Source organism: Streptomyces sp. NPDC001514 (assembly GCF_053597075.1).
On the sequence record NZ_JBSFHO010000013.1, the window covers coordinates 74,064 to 94,151 of the forward strand.

Annotated in this window: 18 protein-coding genes; 15 read left to right on the forward strand and 3 right to left on the reverse strand. The window is 72.5% G+C overall.

Annotated features, from left to right (window positions below; genetic code table 11):
- The first annotated feature begins 29 nt into the window (after window positions 1–29).
- The 8 genes from ACWCXB_RS16165 (at window position 30) to ACWCXB_RS16200 (ending at window position 9,150) form a co-directional block, all read left to right on the forward strand.
- Window positions 30–1,139: a quinone-dependent dihydroorotate dehydrogenase gene (locus ACWCXB_RS16165; RefSeq protein WP_450723229.1), complete on the forward strand. Its 1,110-nt coding sequence runs from the start codon at window positions 30–32 to the stop codon at window positions 1,137–1,139.
- A gap of 26 nt (window positions 1,140–1,165) precedes the next feature.
- Window positions 1,166–2,026 carry an orotidine-5'-phosphate decarboxylase gene (pyrF, locus tag ACWCXB_RS16170; protein ID WP_450723231.1) on the forward strand — a complete coding sequence of 287 codons (861 nt, stop codon included), beginning with the start codon at window positions 1,166–1,168 and terminating at the stop codon, window positions 2,024–2,026.
- Between the two features lie 363 nt (window positions 2,027–2,389).
- On the forward strand, window positions 2,390–2,713 hold the full coding sequence (locus ACWCXB_RS16175) for an integration host factor (protein WP_026246651.1): 324 nt from the start codon (window positions 2,390–2,392) through the stop codon (window positions 2,711–2,713).
- A 37-nt stretch (window positions 2,714–2,750) separates the two neighbouring features.
- Window positions 2,751–3,314: a guanylate kinase gene (gene gmk, locus ACWCXB_RS16180; protein WP_450723233.1), complete on the forward strand. Its 564-nt coding sequence runs from the start codon at window positions 2,751–2,753 to the stop codon at window positions 3,312–3,314.
- Window positions 3,315–3,343: 29 nt separating this feature from the next.
- Window positions 3,344–3,616 (forward strand): DNA-directed RNA polymerase subunit omega, encoded by a 273-nt coding sequence (gene rpoZ / locus ACWCXB_RS16185; protein ID WP_005319902.1) that lies wholly within the window; start codon window positions 3,344–3,346, stop codon window positions 3,614–3,616.
- 56 nt (window positions 3,617–3,672) lie between these two features.
- Complete coding sequence (gene coaBC, locus ACWCXB_RS16190) at window positions 3,673–4,923, forward strand: bifunctional phosphopantothenoylcysteine decarboxylase/phosphopantothenate--cysteine ligase CoaBC (RefSeq protein WP_450723235.1); 1,251 nt, start codon at window positions 3,673–3,675, stop codon at window positions 4,921–4,923.
- 337 nt (window positions 4,924–5,260) lie between these two features.
- Complete coding sequence (gene metK, locus ACWCXB_RS16195) at window positions 5,261–6,484, forward strand: methionine adenosyltransferase (protein WP_450723237.1); 1,224 nt, start codon at window positions 5,261–5,263, stop codon at window positions 6,482–6,484.
- Window positions 6,485–7,005: 521 nt separating this feature from the next.
- Window positions 7,006–9,150: a primosomal protein N' gene (locus tag ACWCXB_RS16200; protein ID WP_450723239.1), complete on the forward strand. Its 2,145-nt coding sequence runs from the start codon at window positions 7,006–7,008 to the stop codon at window positions 9,148–9,150.
- A gap of 787 nt (window positions 9,151–9,937) precedes the next feature.
- Here the strand turns inward: ACWCXB_RS16200 and ACWCXB_RS16205 are convergent.
- Complete coding sequence (locus tag ACWCXB_RS16205; RefSeq protein WP_450723241.1) at window positions 9,938–10,438, reverse strand: hypothetical protein; 501 nt, start codon at window positions 10,436–10,438, stop codon at window positions 9,938–9,940.
- A 222-nt stretch (window positions 10,439–10,660) separates the two neighbouring features.
- On the opposite strand from ACWCXB_RS16205, the gene fmt reads away from it, so the two are divergent.
- The 4 genes from fmt (at window position 10,661) to ACWCXB_RS16225 (ending at window position 14,953) form a co-directional block, all read left to right on the forward strand.
- On the forward strand, window positions 10,661–11,605 hold the full coding sequence (gene fmt, locus ACWCXB_RS16210; protein ID WP_450723243.1) for a methionyl-tRNA formyltransferase: 945 nt from the start codon (window positions 10,661–10,663) through the stop codon (window positions 11,603–11,605).
- 34 nt (window positions 11,606–11,639) lie between these two features.
- Entirely contained in the window at window positions 11,640–13,076 is a 1,437-nt protein-coding gene (locus ACWCXB_RS16215) for an RsmB/NOP family class I SAM-dependent RNA methyltransferase (protein ID WP_450723244.1), read from the forward strand.
- Window positions 13,077–13,147: 71 nt separating this feature from the next.
- Window positions 13,148–13,831, forward strand: coding sequence for a ribulose-phosphate 3-epimerase (gene rpe, locus ACWCXB_RS16220; protein WP_450723246.1), 684 nt, complete (start codon window positions 13,148–13,150; stop codon window positions 13,829–13,831).
- Between the two features lie 75 nt (window positions 13,832–13,906).
- Window positions 13,907–14,953, forward strand: coding sequence for a sugar-binding transcriptional regulator (locus ACWCXB_RS16225; protein ID WP_450723248.1), 1,047 nt, complete (start codon window positions 13,907–13,909; stop codon window positions 14,951–14,953).
- Window positions 14,954–15,089: 136 nt separating this feature from the next.
- On the opposite strand, the gene ACWCXB_RS16230 is transcribed toward ACWCXB_RS16225, so the two are convergent.
- Together ACWCXB_RS16230 and ACWCXB_RS16235 are read right to left on the reverse strand one after the other, a co-directional pair.
- Entirely contained in the window at window positions 15,090–16,211 is a 1,122-nt protein-coding gene (locus ACWCXB_RS16230) for an amidohydrolase family protein (RefSeq protein ID WP_450723250.1), read from the reverse strand.
- Window positions 16,212–17,579 carry a glutamine synthetase gene (locus ACWCXB_RS16235; protein ID WP_450723395.1) on the reverse strand — a complete coding sequence of 456 codons (1,368 nt, stop codon included), beginning with the start codon at window positions 17,577–17,579 and terminating at the stop codon, window positions 16,212–16,214.
- Between the two features lie 111 nt (window positions 17,580–17,690).
- Between ACWCXB_RS16235 and ACWCXB_RS16240 the strand changes: the two genes are divergently transcribed.
- The 3 genes from ACWCXB_RS16240 to ACWCXB_RS16250 all read left to right on the forward strand — a co-directional run bounded on the left by ACWCXB_RS16240 (window position 17,691) and on the right by ACWCXB_RS16250 (window position 20,001).
- The gene (locus tag ACWCXB_RS16240) at window positions 17,691–18,095 is read left to right on the forward strand and encodes a ribonuclease domain-containing protein (RefSeq protein ID WP_450723252.1); all 405 of its coding nucleotides are present in this window, start codon (window positions 17,691–17,693) and stop codon (window positions 18,093–18,095) included.
- Window positions 18,092–18,454 (forward strand): barstar family protein, encoded by a 363-nt coding sequence (locus tag ACWCXB_RS16245; RefSeq protein ID WP_450723254.1) that lies wholly within the window; start codon window positions 18,092–18,094, stop codon window positions 18,452–18,454. Before ACWCXB_RS16240 ends, ACWCXB_RS16245 begins: the two co-directional genes overlap by 4 nt.
- Before the next feature lie 104 nt (window positions 18,455–18,558).
- Entirely contained in the window at window positions 18,559–20,001 is a 1,443-nt protein-coding gene (locus ACWCXB_RS16250) for a GuaB1 family IMP dehydrogenase-related protein (protein ID WP_450723256.1), read from the forward strand.
- The last annotated feature ends 87 nt before the right edge of the window (window positions 20,002–20,088 follow it).

Sequence of the window (20,088 nt, forward strand, 5' to 3'; positions counted from 1 at the left end):
GGTGTCCCCCTCCTCATGAGGACAGCCATATGTACAAACTCTTCTTCAACCTGGCCTTCAAGCGCATGGACCCGGAAGAGGCCCACTACCTGGCCTTCCGCTGGATCCGCCTGGCGGTCCGCATCCCCGTGCTGCGCACGCTCGTCGCCGCCGTACTCGCGCCCCGCCACAAGGAGCTGCGCACCGAGGCGCTCGGTCTGCGCATGCACGGCCCCTTCGGCCTCGCCGCCGGCTTCGACAAGAACGCCGTCGCCATCGACGGCATGGCGATGCTCGGCTTCGACCACGTCGAGATCGGTACGGTCACGGCGCAGGCGCAGCCCGGCAACCCCAGGAAGCGGCTCTTCCGCCTCGTACCTGACCGTGCGCTGATCAACCGCATGGGATTCAACAACGAGGGCTCCGCCGCGGTCGCCGCCCGCCTCGCCACCCGTCACGAGACCTTCCGGACGGTCGTCGGCGTCAACATCGGCAAGACCAAGGTCGTCCCGGAGGAGGAGGCCGTCGGCGACTATGTGACCTCGACCGAGCGGCTCGCCCCGTACGCCGACTACCTCGTGGTCAATGTGAGCTCCCCGAACACGCCCGGCCTGCGGAACCTCCAGGCCACCGAGGCGCTGCGCCCGCTGCTCAGCGCCGTACGCGAGGCCGCGGACCGCAACGTCCCCGAGCGCCGCGTCCCCCTCCTCGTCAAGATCGCCCCCGATCTCGCGGACGACGACGTCGACGCCGTCGCCGACCTGGCCGTCGAACTCGGCCTGGACGGCATCATCGCCACCAACACCACCATCGCCCGCGACGGCCTCGGCCTGAAGTCCGGCCCGGCGCTGGTGAAGGAGAGCGGCGGACTCTCCGGAGCCCCCCTCAAGGCGCGCTCCCTGGAGGTGCTGCGCCGGCTGTACGCACGCGTCGGCGACCGCATCACCCTCGTCGGCGTCGGCGGCATCGAGAACGCCGACGACGCCTGGCAGCGCATCCTCGCCGGCGCCACGCTCGTCCAGGGCTACAGCGCCTTCATCTACGAGGGCCCGTTCTACGCCCGCGCGATCCACAAGGGCCTGGCCGCGCGCCTGGCCGCCAGCCCGTACGCCACCCTCGCCGAGGCCGTCGGGGCCGAGGCCCCGAAGCCCGGGGCATGAGCGCGAACACCCACGGAGGTATCCAGATGAGCGACACTCCCGAGCCCTTCGGCGCGCGCCTGCGCCACGCCATGGACACGCGCGGGCCGCTCTGCGTGGGCATCGACCCGCACGCGTCGCTGCTCACCGCCTGGGGCCTGGACGACGACGTCGCGGGCCTGGAGCGCTTCACGCGCACGGTCGTCGAGGCGCTCGCCGACCGCGTCGCCGTCCTCAAGCCGCAGTCGGCGTTCTTCGAGCGCTTCGGCTCACGCGGCATCGCGGTCCTGGAGCAGGCCGTCGAGGAGGCGCGGGCCGCCGGTGCCCTGGTGCTGATGGACGCCAAGCGCGGTGACATCGGCTCGACCATGGGCGCGTACGCCTCGACCTACCTCGACCCGCGCAGCCCGCTGTTCTCCGACGCCGTCACCGTCAGCCCCTACCTGGGCTTCGGCTCGCTGCGGCCCGCCCTCGACGCTGCCGTGCTCAACGGCTGCGGGGTGTTCGTCCTGGCGCTCACCTCCAACCCCGAGGGCGCCGAGGTCCAGCGGGCGACCGCGGCCGGCGGTGTCTCGCTCGCCCAGCTCATGCTGAACCACATGGCCGACGAGAACGCGGGTGCCTCGCCCCTGGGCTCGGTCGGCGCCGTCGTCGGGGCGACGCTCGGCGACGCGGGCGTCGACCTCGACATCAACGGTCCCCTCCTCGCCCCTGGCATCGGCGCCCAGGGCGCGACCCCGGCGGACCTGCCGGGCGTCTTCGGCTCGGCGGTCGGGAACGTCGTACCGAGCGTGAGCCGTGGAGTGCTGCGGCACGGCCCGGACGTCGCGGCGCTCCGGGAGGCCGCGACGCGCTTCGCCGACGAGGTGCGGGTGGCGGTCGCGGGGGTCCAGGGCGTGTCGGGCTGAGGGTCCGGAGGGTCCCGGGGGTCCTGTCGGGCTGATCGATCGGAGGGGCCCAGGTCCCCTCGGGCCGATCGGTCCGGAGGGGGCCCGGGGCCTGCTCGCCACCTTCGGCGGGGCACGACCTGCGCCTCTTCCAGACATTTTCTTGACAGAAACCCGGTCGGTATGTCTGGAATATCCAGGTCGGCCGATGCTGACCAGGACTTTTCCGCTGTTCTCGCTGACTGGAGCGGTCTCGGCCGCTAGTCTCCGTCGAGAGTCAGCGATGCAACGGCCACTGCGTTGCGTCGTTGCTCGCCTGGTGTGGGGCGACTAGGTTCCTCACCGGTCCGTATCCGACAGTTCGACATCCGAGGTGACGTAGGCGTGGCTCTTCCGCCCCTTACCCCTGAACAGCGCGCAGCCGCGCTCGAAAAGGCCGCCGCGGCTCGCCGGGAGCGGGCCGAGGTCAAGAATCGACTCAAGCACTCCGGCGCCTCCCTCCACGAGGTCATCAAGCAGGGCCAGGAGAACGACGTCATCGGCAAGATGAAGGTCTCCGCCCTGCTCGAGTCCCTCCCCGGCGTGGGCAAGGTCCGCGCCAAGCAGATCATGGAGCGGCTCGGCATCTCCGAGAGCCGCCGCGTGCGAGGACTCGGCTCCAACCAGATCGCCTCCCTGGAGCGCGAGTTCGGCAGCACCGGCGCCTGAGTCCGGGGCACTGCCGGGAAACTGGAATAATCGCTGCATGGCAGCAGAGGTACGTCCGCGGCTGACCGTGCTCTCCGGCCCCTCCGGGGTGGGCAAGAGCACGGTCGTCGCCCATATGCGCAAGGTCCACCCCGAGGTCTGGCTCTCGGTGTCGGCCACCACCCGAAAGCCGCGCCCCGGCGAGCGTCACGGCGTCCAGTATTTCTTCGTCACCGACGAGGAATTCGACAAACTGGTCGCCAACGGTGAGCTCCTGGAATGGGCAGAATTCGCGGGCAATCGCTACGGCACTCCACGCCGTGCGGTCCTGGAGCGACTCGAGGCCGGCGAGCCGGTGCTGCTGGAGATCGACCTCCAGGGCGCCCGCCAGGTCAAGGAGTCCATGCCGGACTCCCAGCTTGTCTTCCTGGCGCCACCGAGCTGGGAGGAGCTCGTCCGCCGGCTCACCGGCCGCGGCACCGAGGCGCCCGACGTCATCGAGCGCCGTCTCGAAGCCGCAAAAATCGAACTCGCCGCCGAGTCGGAGTTCGATACGACCCTGGTCAACACCTCCGTCGAGGACGTAGCGCGTGAGCTGCTAGCCTTGATGGCAGTTGTTTGATCTTTTTCCCACCTTTCGGAAGGTAGAGCGTGTCCTCTTCCATCACCGCGCCCGAGGGCATCATCAACCCGCCGATCGACGAGCTGCTCGAGGCCACGGACTCGAAGTACAGCCTCGTGATCTACGCGGCCAAGCGCGCGCGTCAGATCAATGCGTACTACTCGCAGCTCGGCGAGGGTCTGCTCGAGTACGTCGGTCCGCTCGTTGACACCCACGTCCACGAGAAGCCGCTCTCGATCGCCCTGCGCGAGATCAACGCGGGTCTGCTGACCTCCGAGGCCATCGAGGGCCCGGCGCAGTAGGCGCCACAGCACGTTGCACAGGCCCGGCGGAGCGTCCGCCGGGCCTGTGGTGTGTCATGGATACCGAGTCGAGAGTGCGGGGAGAGGTCGTGGACAAGCCGAAGGTCGTTCTGGGGGTCACCGGTGGCATCGCCGCCTACAAGGCGTGCGAGCTGCTGCGGCGCCTGACCGAGTCGGGCCATGACGTACGCGTCGTGCCCACCGCGTCCGCGCTTCAGTTCGTCGGCGCCCCGACCTGGTCGGCGCTGTCCGGACACCCGGTCGCCACCGAGGTCTGGTCGGACGTCCACGAGGTCCCGCACGTACGGATCGGGCAGGGCGCCGACCTCGTCGTCGTCGCCCCGGCGACCGCCGACATGCTCGCCAAGGCCGCGCACGGCCTCGCCGACGACCTCCTCACCAACACACTGCTCACCGCCCGCTGCCCCGTGGTCTTCGCACCCGCGATGCACACCGAGATGTGGGAGCACCCGGCCACCCAGGAGAACGTCGCGACGCTGCGCCGGCGCGGCGCCGTCGTCATCGAGCCCGCCGTCGGCCGACTCACCGGCGTCGACACCGGCAAGGGGCGGCTCCCCGACCCGGGGGAGATCTTCGAGGTGTGCCGCCACGTTTTGAGGAGGCACAGCCTGGCGCGCGGCGCCGCCGTGCCCGACCTGGCCGGCCGCCATGTCGTGATCAGCGCGGGCGGCACCCGTGAGCCGCTCGACCCGGTCCGCTACCTGGGCAACCGCTCCTCCGGCAAGCAGGGGTACGCCCTGGCGCGCACGGCCGCGGCCCGTGGCGCCCGGGTGACGCTGATCGAGGCCAACACCGGCATGGCCGACCCGGCCGGGGTCGACGTGGTCCGCGTCGGCACCGCCGTACAGCTGCGGGAGGCCGTGCTCAAGGCGGCCTCCGACGCCGACGCGGTGGTGATGGCCGCGGCCGTCGCGGACTTCCGGCCGGCGACGTACGCCGAAGGCAAGATCAAGAAGAAGGACGGCCAGGAGCCCGCACCGATCGTCCTGGTGCGCAATCCGGACATCCTCGCCGAGATCTCCGCCGACCGGGCCCGTCCGGGACAGGTGGTCGTCGGCTTCGCCGCCGAGACCGACGACGTACTCGCCAACGGCCGCGACAAGCTCCGCCGCAAGGGCTGTGACCTGCTGGTCGTCAATGAGGTGGGGGAGCGCAAGACCTTCGGCTCCGAGGAGAACGAGGCCGTGGTCCTCGGGGCGGACGGCAGCGAGACGCCCGTGCCGTACGGCCCCAAGGAAGCCCTCGCGGACACCGTGTGGGACCTGGTCGCGCCGCGTCTGGCCTGACGGCTCCGCCGCCGGGCACGGCGCCAGGTGTGAGGCCGGGTGTGAGACTGAGCGCGTCCGGTGGCGCGGCGGGCGTCCGGATGAATCCGGATGAATTTCTCATTCGCCAGGGCGATGTCGCCAAAGTCCGCGGAAAACCGGCCATGCGGCCGCATGCGAGCGTCGATGGGCGTACAGTCGCACGCTGTTTCCGCGCCCCTATCACTCCCACGGAGCGAGACGCGTGGTCCGACGGACGGAAGGGCCCGATAAACTGTCCTCGGAACGACGCGGGGCGCAGCCCCCCGGCCGGTCCGCCAATGATCAGCCAGCAGCCGCTGCAACCCCAGGGAGCGTTGTGTCCCGTCGCCTGTTCACCTCGGAGTCCGTGACCGAGGGTCACCCCGACAAGATTGCTGACCAGATCAGCGACACCATTCTCGACGCACTGCTGCGCGAGGACCCCGCGTCCCGCGTCGCCGTGGAGACCCTGATCACCACCGGTCTCGTGCACGTGGCCGGCGAGGTCACCACCAAGGCCTGGGCCGACATCCCCACCCTGGTGCGCAACAAGATCCTCGAGATCGGTTACGACTCCTCGAAGAAGGGCTTCGACGGCGCGTCCTGCGGCGTCTCGGTCTCCATCGGCTCCCAGTCGCCCGACATCGCCCAGGGCGTCGACACGGCGTACGAGTCGCGGGTCGAGGGCGCCGCCGCAGGCAGGGACACGGACGAGCTCGACAAGCAGGGCGCCGGTGACCAGGGCCTGATGTTCGGGTACGCGTGCGACGAGACGCCCGAACTGATGCCGCTGCCGATCTACCTGGCGCACCGGCTCTCGCGCCGCCTCTCCGAGGTCCGCAAGAACGGAACCATTCCGTACCTGCGTCCGGACGGAAAGACCCAGGTCACCATTGAGTACGACGGCGACAAGGCCGTCCGCCTCGACACGGTCGTGGTCTCCTCGCAGCACGCCTCCGACATCGACCTGGACTCGCTGCTCGCGCCCGACATCCGTGAGTTCGTCGTCGAGCACGTGCTGAAGCAGCTCGTCGAGGACGGCATCAAGCTGGACACCGACGGCTACCGCCTGCTGGTCAACCCGACCGGACGCTTCGAGATCGGCGGCCCGATGGGCGACGCCGGCCTCACCGGCCGCAAGATCATCATCGACACCTACGGCGGCATGGCCCGCCACGGCGGCGGCGCCTTCTCCGGCAAGGACCCGTCCAAGGTCGACCGCTCCGCCGCCTACGCCATGCGCTGGGTCGCCAAGAACGTCGTGGCCGCGGGCCTTGCCTCGCGCTGCGAGGTCCAGGTCGCGTACGCGATCGGCAAGGCCGAGCCGGTCGGTCTCTTCGTCGAGACCTTCGGCACCGCGGCGGTCGACACCGAGAAGATCGAGAACGCGATCGCCGAGGTCTTCGACCTCCGCCCGGCCGCGATCATCCGCGACCTCGACCTGCTCCGCCCGATCTACGCCCAGACCGCGGCGTACGGCCACTTCGGCCGCGCCCTCCCCGACTTCACCTGGGAGCGCACGGACCGCGTGGACGCGCTGCGCGCGGCTGCCGGTCTGTAAGCGAGCACCGCTGCGTTCGAGGGCCCCGGACCGATTCGGTCCGGGGCCCTCGCCGTGCTCGTGCCCGTGCCCGTGCCGGGCCCTCGCGTGTGCCGGGGCCTTGCGCGTGCCTGTGCCGGGGGCCGGTCGCCGCAATTGCGTGGCGCCGCGCGGATGCCGCTCGTTACGCTGACGATCTCCCGGTGCGCAGGTGACGGATACATCTGGAGCGGGGCGTGCGCCTCGCAGGTGAAGGAACCTCAACTCCGCCGCCGCCGTGATCTCGGGAGACCATGCGCCGGAGCGCCCGGTGCGAAGGCGACGGTTACTTCTGGCGCCGGTCCTGTCCTCAAGCTCCCCCTACGCCCTGCGGGCGGGGAGGGACCCCGGACGGGCCGGCCCTCGCGGGTTCGAATCCCGCCGCCGGTCCTGCACCGGTGTGGCCGAGCGGTCCAAGGCAAAGTGCACACCGTCACCGCCCCTGATCTCGGGCGCCCTCCGCACAGCGGTCACTGTCAGTCCCTTCTGATAGGAAGGTGGCTGTGAGCAGCGACAACGAACGTTCCGAGCGGCCCGGCGACGGCCCGCCGGAGCAGCTTGCGCTGATCCGGGAGACCGTGCGGAAGGCGAAGATCCCGCGGGCCAAGCCCCGGACCTGGCGGGGGGCCGCGCTGGCGAAGCAGCTGCCGGTGGCGCGGGTCGTGGTGAACAAGGGAGTGCTGCACCTCGACCAGTTCTTCGACTATGCCGTGCCCGAGGAGCTCGACGCGGACGCGCAGCCCGGCGTGCGCGTACGTGTGCGGTTCGGGGCCGGGGCGCACCAGGTACGGGACGGACGCCGCGAGGGCGGGCGGCTGATCGACGGATTCATCGTCGAGCGACGGGCCGATTCGGACTACTCGGGGCCGCTGGCGGCCCTCGCCGACGTCGTCTCGCCCGAGCCCGTGCTCAGCAGCGAACTCCTCGAACTGGCGAGGGCGGTCGCCGACCGGTACGCGGGGAGCCTGGCCGATGTGCTGCAGCTGGCGGTGCCGCCGCGCAGCGCACGGGCCGAGGCGAAACCCTCGCCGGAACCGCTGCCGCCGCCAGCGGCGCCGGACGCGGGCACGTGGGAGCGGTACGGGCGGGGGCCCGGGTTCCTGGAGGCGCTGGCCGGCGGGGGTGCGCCGCGGGCCGTGTGGACCGCACTGCCCGGGCCGCACTGGGCGGAGGAGCTGGCCAGGGCCGTCGCGGCGACCCTGGCGTCCGGGCGCGGCGCGCTCGTCGTCGTGCCGGACGGAAGAGCCGTGTCGCGGGTCGACGCCGCTCTCACCGGGCTGCTCGGTGAGGGGCGCCATGCGGTGCTGACCGCCGAGGCGGGGCCCGAGAAGCGGTACCGGCAGTGGCTGGCCGTGCGGCGCGGATCCGTGCGGGCGGTGGTCGGGACGCGGGCGGCGATGTTCGCTCCCGTACGGGACCTCGGGCTCGTCGCGATATGGGACGACGGCGACGCCAGCCACAGCGAGCCGCACGCGCCGCTGCCGCACGCGCGCGAGGTGCTGCTGCTGCGCGCCGCGCACGACCGATGCGCGTTTCTGCTGGGTGCGACGAGCTGCACCGTGGAGGCGGCGCAGCTCGTCGCGAGCGGCTGGGCGCTGCCACTGGCTGCGGACCGGGGACAGGTGCGGCGGGCCGCACCGCTGGTCCGCACCGTCGGCGACGGTGAGCTCGCCCGCGACGAGGCCGCGCGGGCCGCGCGGTTGCCGTCGCTGGCGTGGCAGACCGTCAGGGACGGGCTGAAGTCCGGCCCCGTGCTCGTCCAGGTGCCCAGGCGGGGCTACGTACCGAGGCTGGCCTGCGAGCGGTGCCGTACGCCCGCGCGCTGCGGGCACTGCTCCGGGCCGCTGGAGGCACCGGGCGAGCGCGACCTGCGGTGCGGCTGGTGCGGGCAGGATGCCGCGGGATGGCACTGCGCGGAGTGCGGCAGCGTCCGGCTGCGGGCCCAGGTCGTGGGCGCGCGGCGCACCGCGGAAGAGCTGGGCAGGGCGTTTCCGGCGGTGCCCGTGCGCACGTCCGGGCGTGACCATGTCCTGGACACCGTGCCCGGCCGGCCCGCGCTGGTCGTCAGCACACCGGGCGCGGAACCGGTCGCCGAGGGCGGGTACGCGGCGGCGCTGCTCCTGGACGGCTGGGCGATGCTCGGCCGGCCCGACCTGCGGGCGGGCGAGGAGGCACTGCGCCGCTGGATCGACGCGGCCTCCCTGGTGCGGGGCCAGGAGGACGGCGGCACGGTCGTGGTCGTCGCCGAGCCCACACTCCGCCCCGTGCAGGCGCTCGTCAGATGGGATCCCGTGGGCCACGCGCAGCGCGAGCTCGCGGAGCGCGCCGAGCTGGGCTTTCCGCCCGTGTCCCGGATGGCATCGGTGACGGGGCCGGGCGACGCGGTTGCGGCCTTCCTGGCGGCGGCCGAGCTGCCGGGCGACGCGGAGGTCCTGGGCCCGGTGCCGCTGCCGCCGGTCGCGCCGGGCAGCCCGCGTCGCCCCGGCGACCCCCCGGCGGGGGAGCGGTGGGAGCGGGCGCTCGTGCGGGTCCCCCCGGGGAGCGGTGCGGCGCTGGCAGCGGCCCTCAAGTCGGCCCAGGCCGCGCGGCTGGCACGGGGCGTGACGGTGCCGGTCCGGGTGCGGGTGGATCCGCCGGACATCGGCTGACGGGGCTTTCGTCGGGGCGTTGGCACCCCCGGACCCCCACGGTCCCGGCCACCTTGGGGCGCGTTTGCGGCGTGCGGTTGGGCCTGTCGGGCCGGTGTCCGTCCTCAAGCGCCGGACGGGCTGTGTGCGCCGGTACCGCCGGGTGGGCCGGGGTGTCCGTCCTCAATCGCCGGACGGGCTGAGTGTGCACCCGGTACCGCCGGGTGGGCCGGTGTGTCCGTCCTCAATCGCCGGACGGGCTGGGTGGTCGGGGGTGCCCGGTACCTGACGGTTGCCGTCCGGGTCCGCTCCGGGGCTCGTGTCCTGGACTGCGCTGCATCCGATATGCGGCTCCGCCGCGTGGTCACCGCGCTTCGCGCGAGTTGCGGGCGCTTTTACGTCCAGAACACGACCCCTGCGCGTCCCCGGGCGTGGTGAACGGTGGGGGCTCGCGCCGGTGGGCGGGTTTGTGCCCACCCGTTCCGCCCTGCGGAACGACTGCCCACAAACCACGGGGTCACCCCCCGACCTGTAGTCGGGGGACGGCCGGGGCGGGGCCGTGCAGGGGCGCCCCCGCAGGAAATCGGGCGGTGGTGCCGGATGACGCCGTACCCACCGATTTCCGAGGAGGCGAGCCCGGAGGGGCACCGCACCACCACCCACCCACAGCAGCCGCACCAAGCCCGTCCGGCGCTTGAGGACGGACACACCGGGCACGCCCGCGGCACCGGGCACACCGCACCCCGCACCGGTACCGCGCACGACCCCGCCCACCGCCGGAGGCACCCGCACCCCGCCGGAGGCACGGTCAGCCGTTGCGCGGGCCGGGGAAGGCGCTCGGGCGGACCTCCTCGCGGAGGGAGTGGGTGGCCGCCGTCGGCTGGGGCGGCATCGAGCGCGCCGCGGGAACCGCCGGCACCGCGGGCGCGGCGACCGCCTCGGTCGCCCCCGGCTGCGGCGTCGCCCGCCGCGACCCGTAACGACGGTGCACGGCCTGCTTCGTGACGCCCAGCGCCGAGCCCACCGCATCCCACGAGAAGCCCAGCGAACGGTCGAAGTCCACCGCCGCAGTCACCAATGTCTCGACGCTGTCCCGCAGTTCCTGCGCAAGGCGGACGGTCGGGGCCGGAGCCCTGCCGTAGACGACGAAGCCCGTGGACGGGCCGGAGCGACGCGGACGGTAGACGTTGCCCAACTGGGCCGTGAGCGTGCGCAGTGCGTCCACCTGCCGGCGGACCCGCTCGATGTCCCGCACCAACAGGTGCAGGCTCGCCCGGGCTTGGGCGTCGTGGGTTGCGTGGTCGGCCATGAACAAGCCTCTCGAACCGGCGTTGAAAAGGGTCGGGCCGCACCGGGCGGCCCGTTTCGGTCAATCTCTCTTGACCAACGCTCCACCCGGCGTTGTGGTCACGGTGCACGGGTGCAAGGGCATATGCGCGGGGCGCACGTGCGTCCGTGCGCCCCCTGCCGGTCCGGCCAAATAGACTGGTGCGTCGCGCGTCCATTTGGCACACAGAGCGAGGTATCCCCAGTGAAACTTGTCTTCGCAGGCACCCCCGAGGTCGCCGTACCCGCCCTGGACGCCCTGATCGCCTCCGGCCGGCACGAGGTCGCGGCCGTCGTCACCCGCCCGGACGCCCCCGCAGGCCGCGGCAGGCGCCTCGTCGCCAGCCCCGTCGCGCAGCGCGCGGAGGAGGCCGGGATCGAGGTCCTGAAGCCCGCCAGGCCACGCGACGAGGACTTCCTCGCGCGGCTGCGCGAGATCGCCCCGGACTGCTGCCCGGTCGTCGCGTACGGTGCGCTCCTGCCCAAGGTCGCGCTGGACGTCCCCGCCAACGGCTGGGTCAATCTGCACTTCTCGCTGCTGCCCGCGTGGCGCGGCGCAGCGCCCGTGCAGCACGCGATCCTCGCCGGGGACGAGATGACCGGCGCGTCGACGTTCCAGATCGAGGAAGGGCTCGACTCCGGCCCGGTCTACGGGGTGATCACCGAGCACGTGCGGCCCACCGACACCAGCGGTGACCTGCTCACGCGGCTCGCCTTCGCGGGGGCCGGACTGCTCGCCGCGACGATGGACGGCATCGAGGACGGCACCCTCAAGGCCGTGCCGCAGCCCGCCGAGGGCGTCACGCTCGCCCCGAAGCTCACCGTCGAGGACGCGCGGGTGGACTGGCGCGCGCCCGCGCTCCGGGTCGACCGCGTGGTCCGCGGCTGCACGCCCGCGCCCGGTGCGTGGACCGTCTTCCGCGGCGAGCGGCTGAAGCTGGTCAACGTCCAGCTCCACCCGGACCGCACCGAACTCGCGCCGGGGGAGCTCATGGTGGGGAAGAGCAACGTGTACGCGGGCACCGGTTCGCACGCCGTCGAGCTGATCTGGGTGCAGCCGCAGGGCAAGAAGCCCATGCGCGCCGCGGACTGGGCGCGCGGGGTGCGGATCGCCCCCGGTGAGAGGCTGGGCGCCGCCGACGTAGGCTGAAGGGGATCGACCCTTCCGAAACGCGGAGCACCTTTTGAGTGAGCAGAGCGGCCGTCGCCGTCCCCACAAGCCGTACCGTCGCCCGAAGAAGGATCCCGTGCGGATCCTCGCCTTCGATGCGCTGCGCGCGGTGGACGAGCGGGACGCGTACGCCAATCTCGTGCTGCCACCGCTGCTGAAGAAGGCCCGTGAGGAGGGTGACTTCGACAGCCGGGACGCGGCGCTCGCGACCGAGCTCGTGTACGGCACACTGCGCCGGCAGGGTACGTACGACGCGATCATCGCCGCGTGCGTCGACCGGCCGCTGCGCGAGGTCGACCCGCCCGTGCTGGATGTCCTCTCGCTCGGCGCCCACCAGCTGCTCGGTACGCGTATCCCGACGCATGCGGCCGTCTCGGCCAGCGTGGAGCTGGCCCGGGTGGTGCTCGGAGACGGGCGGGCGAAGTTCGTCAACGCGGTGCTGCGCAAGATCTCGCAGCACGACCTCGACGGCTGGCTGGACCGTGTTGCGCCGCCGTACGACGAGGACGCCGAGGACCATCTGGCCGTGGTCCACTCGCATCCGCGCTGGGTCGTCTCCGCGCTGTGGGACGCGCTGGGCGGCGGCCGGGCCGGGATCGAGGACCTGCTGGAGGCCGACAACGAGCGGCCCGAGGTGACGCTGGTCGCCAGGCCGGGGCGGTCCACGACGGAAGAGCTGCTGGACCTGCTCGGCGAGGAGGGCGGGCTGCCGGGACGCTGGTCTCCCTATGCGGTACGGCTCGTCGAGGGCGGCGAGCCGGGCGCGCTCGGCCCCGTGGGCGAAGGGCGCGCGGGCGTGCAGGACGAGGGCAGCCAGCTCGTGGCGATAGCCCTCGCCGACGCGCCGCTCGACGGCCCCGACGAGCGCTGGCTCGACGGCTGTGCGGGCCCCGGCGGCAAGGCGGCCCTGCTGGGCGCGCTCGCCGCCGGACGCGGCGCCTCGCTGCTGGCCTCCGAGAAGCAGCCGCACCGCGCCCGCCTCGTCGAACGCGCCCTGGCAGGCAACCCCGGCCCGTACCAGGTCATCGCCGCGGACGGCACCCGCCCGCCGTGGCGCCCCGGCTCCTTCGACCGGGTCCTCGTCGACGTGCCCTGCTCGGGCCTCGGCGCCCTGCGCCGCCGCCCCGAGGCCCGCTGGCGCCGCCGCCCCGAGGACCTCGACGGCTTCGCCCCGCTCCAGCGCACGCTGCTGCGCGAGGCGCTGGCGGCGGTCCGCGTCGGCGGCGTCGTCGGATACGCGACGTGCTCGCCGCACCTCGCCGAGACCCGCGTGGTCGTCGAGGACGTGCTCAAGGGCCGCGGCGGGGCCCCCGTGTCCGCCGAGTGGATCGACGCCCGCCCCCTGATGCCGGGCGTACCGGCACTGGGCGACGGCCCGGACGTCCAGCTGTGGCCACACCTGCACGGAACCGACGCGATGTATCTGGCGCTGCTGCGGCGCACTGCATAACCGGCCTCGTCGGACTGCCGGTCTCCGGTCCTCCCGCGCAAGCCCGTGCCGCAGCATGGCAGTCTTGGCACATGGCCCAGATCAACCCCAGCATCCTGTCCGCCGACTTCGCCCGCCTCGCCGAGGAGGCGAAGGCCGTCGAAGGCGCCGACTGGCTCCACGTAGATGTCATGGACAACCACTTCGTGCCCAATCTGACGCTCGGCGTACCGGTGGTGGAGTCGCTCAGCCGCGCGACCGACATCCCGCTGGACTGCCATCTGATGATCGAGGACCCGGACCGCTGGGCTCCCCAGTACGTCGAGGCCGGCGCCGGTTCCGTCACCTTCCATGTGGAGGCCGCGGCGGCGCCCGTGCGGCTGGCGCGCGAGATCAGGGCCAAGGGGGCGCGCGCCTCGATGGCGCTCAAGCCCGCCACACCCATAGAGCCGTTCGAGGACCTGCTCCCCGAGCTCGACATGCTGCTGATCATGACCGTGGAGCCGGGCTTCGGCGGTCAGGCGTTCCTCGACATCATGCTTCCGAAGATCCGCCGCACCCGGGAGCTGATCACCAAGCACGGACTCGAGCTGTGGCTGCAGGTGGACGGAGGTGTCTCGGAGGTGACGATCGAGCAGTGTGCGGAGGCGGGCGCCGATGTCTTCGTCGCCGGTTCCGCGGTGTACGGGGCCGAGGACCCGGCCGAGGCGGTGCGCTCGCTGCGAGATCTGGCGTCCCGGACCATTGCCTCTGCACCCTGGGCATGCGACCACTGAACCACGCTTACATGAACGGGGCCCGACCGGGCTGATCGACAACCCCGGGATCTGACAGGATGACGGTTCCGGAGTGTGAACAGCAGTGAGGAGAGCGCGGTGTCTGCAATGTCGGCGGGACGACCAGCCCTGCGGATGGGACCCGCGGAGCTGGTGCAGGCGGCGGCCATGGCCCGCCGCTTCTACCTCGAGGGCAAATCCAAGATCCAGATCGCCGAGGAGTTCGGCGTCAGCCGCTTCAAGGTGGCACGGGTCCTGGAGACCGCGCTCGAACGCGACCTCGTGCGGATCGAGATCCGCGTCCCCGCCGAGCTGGACGCAGAGCGCTCCGACGCGCTGCGCGCCCGCTACGGCCTGCGGCACGCGGTGGTCGTCGAATCCCCGTCGGAGGGCGAGGACGAGTCCCCCGACCCGGAGAACCTCGGTGAGGTCGCCGCAGATCTTCTCGGGGAGCTGGTGGCCGAGGGCGATGTGCTCGGCCTGGCGTGGGGCCGCTCGACGATCCACATGGCGGCCGCGCTGGACCGGCTGCCGCCGTGCACGGTCGTGCAGCTGACGGGTGTGTACGACGCCGGGACCGCCGAGCGCGGCTCGGTCGAGGCGGTGCGGCGCGCCGCGCAGGTCTCCGGCGGCGAGGCGCACCCGATCTACGCGCCGATGCTGCTGCCTGACCCGGCGACCGCGGCGGCGCTGCGCAACCAGACCGGCATCGCGCGAGCCTTCGAGTACTTCGACAAGGTGACCGTCGCGTGCGTGTCGATCGGCTCCTGGGAGCCGGGCATCTCGACGGTGCACGACATGCTCACGGACGAGGAGCGCGCGCACTACGCCTCGCTCGGGGTCGCCGCGGAGATGTCGGCCCACCTCTTCGACGCGGACGGCCGCCGGGTCGGCCGCGACCTCGGCGAACGCTGCATCACGGTCGAGGCGGACCGGCTGCGCCGGATCCCGGAGGTCGTCGCGATCGCGGGCGGGCAGCGCAAGGCGTCGGCGATCGGCGCGGTCCTGCGGTCGGGACTCGTCACGAGCCTGGTGACGGATACGGCCGCGGCGGACTACCTCCTCACGGAATCCCGCCCCGGTCCGCGGCCGGCGCTGGAGCGCGCGGACCCCGACGACTGACGCCGGACCCGTTCCGGTCCGATCGACCCCTCAGGGCCCGATGCCCCACATCCCCCACATCCCCCACAGCCCGTCCCGGCTCCCGCCGGGTCGGGCTGAGCGCGTTTCGCGGCCTCCGGCATCGCGGCCTCCGCCGTCACGAAGGGCCGGGCCCCAGGCCGTACAGACGCCGGGCGTTCCCCGCCGCCAGCAGGTGGGCCACGCGTTCGCCGTCCGGCCCCGACCAGGCGCCGGACGCCGTCCAGGCGTCCAGGAGGCGGGCGAGCCCCTCCTCGAAGACGCGGGCGCCGACCATGTAGAGCTCCGGGAGCCCGTAGGCGTCGCTCGAGTACATCAGCTTGCCGAACGGCGTCAGCTCCAGTGCCTCGGCGAGTACGACATCGGCGCGGGCACCCGTATGGGAGAGGGCCAGGCCGACGTCCGCGTACACATGTGTGAACACATTGGCGAGATAGGCGGCATGCCGGTGGTACGGGTAGCCGTGCAGGAGGACCAGCGGGCAGCCGTACGGGGCGGTGGCGCGGATGAAGTCCGTCAGGAGCAGGGGATCACAGCGGTCGAGGCGCAGATCGGGGTCGCCGAAGCCGGTGTGGAGCTGGAGCGGCAAGCCGGTCTGCACCGCCGACCACAGCAGATGGCGCAGCAGGACGGGGTCGATGAGCCGCCCGCCCGGCGCGCGCCCGTCCAGCCAGCGCGCGGCCGCCGCATGGACCTCGGCCGGGGTCGGCGGCTCGGGGTCCAGGCCGAGGCCGTGGCGGTACGCGGCGATCGACTTGAACCCGGCCGCGGTGCGGGCGGCCGCCATGACGGCGTGGTCGAACACCTCGAGGAACAGTCCCGGGCTGTGGGCTGCGTCCGCCGTGTGCTCGGCCAGCGACTCGAGCCGGACGATCGTGTGTGCTTCGCCGCCGCCGAGTTCGGCCAGATCGGCGGGCCCGGTGAGGTCTCCCGGCAGCCCGGTGTCGACGAGGTACGTGCCCGTGCCGCTCGCCCGTAGCAGCCTCCGCGCCGTCTCCTCGGCGCCCAGCTCCCGGCGGCGCTCCAGGTACTGCTCGGGAGGGCAGTGGGGCTCCAGACCGAGCAGCGGCGGGCACCAGCGGCGCACCGCGAAGCCCAGCTGCGTGTCGAAGAAGCTCGTGCCGGGCGCGGCGGGGGCGTCCGACTCGGTCAGGTACGAGGCGAACGTGTCCGCATCCGGGCTCCGGCGCAGCACACCGTGACAGTGGTGGTCGACGAGCGGCGGCAGTGCGAGCGCCATTCAGTACCGCCCGCGCGTCGCGTCGGCGATCTCCTGCGGGCTTCTGCCGGCGAACAGCTCGGTCTCGGCCGTGCGTACGGCGACGATCGCCTCGAACAGCGCATCGCCGAGCGCCTCGCGCAGCACCTCCGACCGGCCGAAGTGTTCCAGCGCCTCGGACAGCGACCGCGGCAGGCGGGCGGGGCCGCCGTCCGGCGCGGGCTCCGGCCCCACCGCCGGGTCGCCCTGCACCGGAGGCGGAAGGGCCGCCCCCGCGGCCACACCCGCGAGCCCCGCAGCGATCACCGCGCCCGTCACCAGGTAGGGATTGGCCGCCGCGTCGATGCACTTCACCTCGGCGTTCGCGCCCTCCGGGTCGTCCGGCGCGCCCGTGATGAAGCGGAGGGCGGCCTCGCGGTTCTCCAGGCCCCAGCACTGGAAGGCGCCCGCCCAGCGGGACGGTTCGAGGCGGAGGTAGCTCGCGGGGGAGGGGGCGCCGATCGCGAGGAGGGCCGGGAGGGCCTCCAGGACGCCCGCGAGGAACGCCTCGCTGTCGGCGGTCATCCCGAAGGGGCCCGGACCGCCCCGGCACAGGTTCTGACCGTCCCGCCACAGGCTGAGATGGAGGTGACCGCCGTTACCGACGTTCCCCGCCTCCACCGCCGGCCCGAACAGGGCGGTGAGCCCGTGCCGCAGGGACACCGCCCGCACCGTCTCGCGCACCAGCACTGCGAGGTCCGCCGCGCCCACCGGGTCGGACGGGGCCACCGAGACCTCGAACTGCCCGGCGGCGTACTCGGGGTGGATCTGGAGCACGTCGACGCCCTGCGCGACCAGCGTGCGCAGGACATCGTCCAGGTAGTCGGAGAGCTCGACCACCCGGGCCATCCCGTACGCCGGCCCGGTGCACGCGGGCACGCCGTCGCGCTGCACGATCCACTCGGTCTCGAAGCCCATCCGCAGTTCGATGCCGCGCTCCGCGGCCCGCCGGGCCATCCGCCGGGCGAAGAGCCGCTGACATGCGCCGTACGGCTGTCCCTCCTGGTCGTAGCGGTCGACGGGCGCCCAGGCCCAGCCGGGCTGTCCGGCGAGCACGGTGAGCCGGTCGAGGTCCGGCACGAGCCTCAGGTCGCCGTCCGGGCCGCCGATAAGGCGGCTCGTGGTGATCGAGTCGTCCACCAGGTAGACGTCGAAGACCGGCGACATGCCGACGCCACCCGCCGCTGCCTGGGCCAGACGGCCGACGGGCACGGCCTTCACCCGGGTGAGGCCCGCGTTGTCCACCCACGTCAGGGCCGCCCCGTGGACACCCTCCGCCAGGAGTCGCGCGGTCTCGAGCCGGGCGAGCTGCCGCGCCTCCTGACGAGCGTGCTCACGCTCCTGCCGCAGGGCTCGCTGATTCCTGTCCTGATTCCCGTCGCTGTGCTGCACGGGGCATTCCCTACCCGCCCGGCCCCACCTTCACCGCCTTCACCACGCGACCGTGGCAGCATCGGCGCCATGCTGCACCGGCCGCCCCTCCGCGTCGTCCTGGCGCTGTCGGCCCTCCTGGGGCTCCTGCTGACCGGCTGCTCGTCCGGCTCCCCCACGCCTGACCGGGCGCCCACCGGGACCGCCACCAGGACCGCCCTCCCGACCGTCCGCGTCGCCGACCTGCCGCCCGAAGCCCGCGAGACCCTGCGTCTGATCGACCGGGGCGGGCCGTTCCCGTACGAGAAGGACGGCGCCACGTTCGGCAACTTCGAGGGGATCCTGCCGAAGCAGCGACGCGGCTACTACCGCGAGTACACCGTTCGCACGCCCGGCGAGGGCGACCGCGGGGCCCGCCGGATTGTCACCGGGCAGGGCGGTGAGATCTACTACACCGACGATCACTACGAGACGTTCAGGGAGGTGCTCCGATGAGGAACGGCCCCCTCGCGGCGCTGTTCGGCGCCACCGCCGGCCGGAACATCACCGTGCTCGACCTCCATGGGGTCACGGACAAGGCCGCCTTCATGGAGCGCTGCGCAAGCGACCTGGAGCTTCCCGCCTGGTTCGGCAGGAACTGGGACGCGCTCGCCGACTGCCTCACCGACCTGCCGGGGGACGAGGGCACGCTCGTACTCGTCCGCCGCTGGCAGGAGTACGCCGCGGCTCGGCCCCATGAGTGGGAGACCGCACAGGAGGTCTTCGCGCAGGCGGTCGACACCATGCCGGGGCGGCTCGCCGTACTCGTGGCGCTTGGAGGTTCCGACCAGAGGTCGACGCCGGGTCCTGGATGATCAGCCCGGGCGGTTCATTCCCCCGGTCATGGGACAATGAAGTACGTGCGTTTTCCCCCGGATGAACTTCCGGGACCCCTCCGATCGACTGGGATGTTCAGCACGTGCGTTTCCTCAATGACATCAAGCCGCCGTACGACCTGACGTACGACGATGTGTTCATGGTGCCGAGCCGCTCGGCCGTGGGCTCCCGCCAGGGGGTCGACCTCTCGTCTCCCGACGGCACGGGTACCACCATCCCGCTGGTCGTCGCCAACATGACCGCGATCGCCGGCCGCCGGATGGCCGAGACCGTGGCCCGCCGCGGCGGCCTGGTCGTCATCCCGCAGGACATCCCGATCGAGGTCGTCACCGACGTCATCTCCTGGGTGAAGACGCGCCACCTCGTGCTCGACACCCCGATCGTGCTGACCCCGCACCAGACCGTCGCCGACGCGCTGTCCCTGCTGCCCAAGCGGGCGCACAACGCCGGTGTCGTCGTCGACGAGGAGCAGCGCCCGGTCGGCGTCGTCACCGAGCACGACCTGTCCGGCGTGGACCGCTTCACGCAGCTGTCCGAGGTCATGTCCAAGGACCTGCTGCTCATCGACGCGGACATCGACCCGCGCGAGGCGTTCACGACCCTCGACAACGCCAACCGCAAGATCGCGCCGGCCGTCGACAAGGACGGCAAGCTCGTCGGCATCCTCACCCGCAAGGGCGCGCTGCGCGCGACCCTGTACACCCCGGCGACCGACGCCGACGGCAAGCTGCGCATCGCGGCCGCCGTCGGCATCAACGGCGACTTCGTGGCCAAGGCCAAGCAGTTGCTCGACGCGGGCGTGGACACGCTCGTCATCGACACGGCCCACGGCCACCAGGAGTCGATGATCGCCGCGATCAAGGCCGTGCGCGGCCTCGACCCGAAGGTCCCGATCGTCGCGGGCAACATCGTGGCCGCCGAGGGCGTCAAGGACCTGATCGACGCCGGCGCGGACATCATCAAGGTCGGTGTGGGCCCGGGCGCCATGTGCACCACCCGCATGATGACCGGTGTGGGTCGCCCGCAGTTCTCCGCCGTCCTGGAGTGCGCCGCCGAGGCGAAGAAGTACGGCAAGCACGTGTGGGCCGACGGCGGTGTCCGGCACCCGCGCGACGTCGCCATGGCGCTCGCCGCCGGCGCGTCCAACGTGATGATCGGTTCCTGGTTCGCGGGCACGTTCGAGTCCCCGGGTGACCTCCAGCACACCGCCGACGGGCGTCCGTACAAGGAGTCGTTCGGCATGGCCTCCGCGCGCGCCGTGCAGAACCGTACGAGCGAGGAGTCGGCGTACGACCGGGCCCGCAAGGCGCTGTTCGAGGAGGGCATCTCCACCTCGCGGATGTTCCTCGACCAGGCCCGCCCGGGCGTCGAGGACCTGATCGACTCGATCATCGCGGGCGTCCGGTCCTCCTGCACCTACGCGGGCGCCGGCTCGCTCGAGGAGTTCGCCGAGAAGGCGATCGTCGGCATCCAGAGCGCCGCCGGTTACGCCGAGGGCAAGCCGCTGCACGCCAGCTGGAACTAGGTCCTGTCCGGTCGATCAGGCCGGATCAGTGAGCGGCACAGCCGCCGACGGCCGCCCACAGCAGGCCGTTGACGACGGCCCCCGGGA

What these genes read in the sequence shown, in the direction of transcription:
- ACWCXB_RS16165 (WP_450723229.1), top strand. Translation starts at nt 30, where the DNA reads ATGTACAAACTCTTCTTCAACCTGGCCTTCAAGCGCATGGACCCGGAA.
- pyrF (WP_450723231.1), top strand. Translation starts at nt 1,166, where the DNA reads ATGAGCGACACTCCCGAGCCCTTCGGCGCGCGCCTGCGCCACGCCATG.
- gmk (WP_450723233.1), top strand. Translation starts at nt 2,751, where the DNA reads ATGGCAGCAGAGGTACGTCCGCGGCTGACCGTGCTCTCCGGCCCCTCC.
- coaBC (WP_450723235.1), top strand. Translation starts at nt 3,673, where the DNA reads ATGGATACCGAGTCGAGAGTGCGGGGAGAGGTCGTGGACAAGCCGAAG.
- ACWCXB_RS16205 (WP_450723241.1), bottom strand. Translation starts at nt 10,438, where the DNA reads ATGGCCGACCACGCAACCCACGACGCCCAAGCCCGGGCGAGCCTGCAC.
- rpe (WP_450723246.1), top strand. Translation starts at nt 13,148, where the DNA reads ATGGCCCAGATCAACCCCAGCATCCTGTCCGCCGACTTCGCCCGCCTC.
- ACWCXB_RS16230 (WP_450723250.1), bottom strand. Translation starts at nt 16,211, where the DNA reads ATGGCGCTCGCACTGCCGCCGCTCGTCGACCACCACTGTCACGGTGTG.
- ACWCXB_RS16240 (WP_450723252.1), top strand. Translation starts at nt 17,691, where the DNA reads ATGCTGCACCGGCCGCCCCTCCGCGTCGTCCTGGCGCTGTCGGCCCTC.
- ACWCXB_RS16245 (WP_450723254.1), top strand. Translation starts at nt 18,092, where the DNA reads ATGAGGAACGGCCCCCTCGCGGCGCTGTTCGGCGCCACCGCCGGCCGG.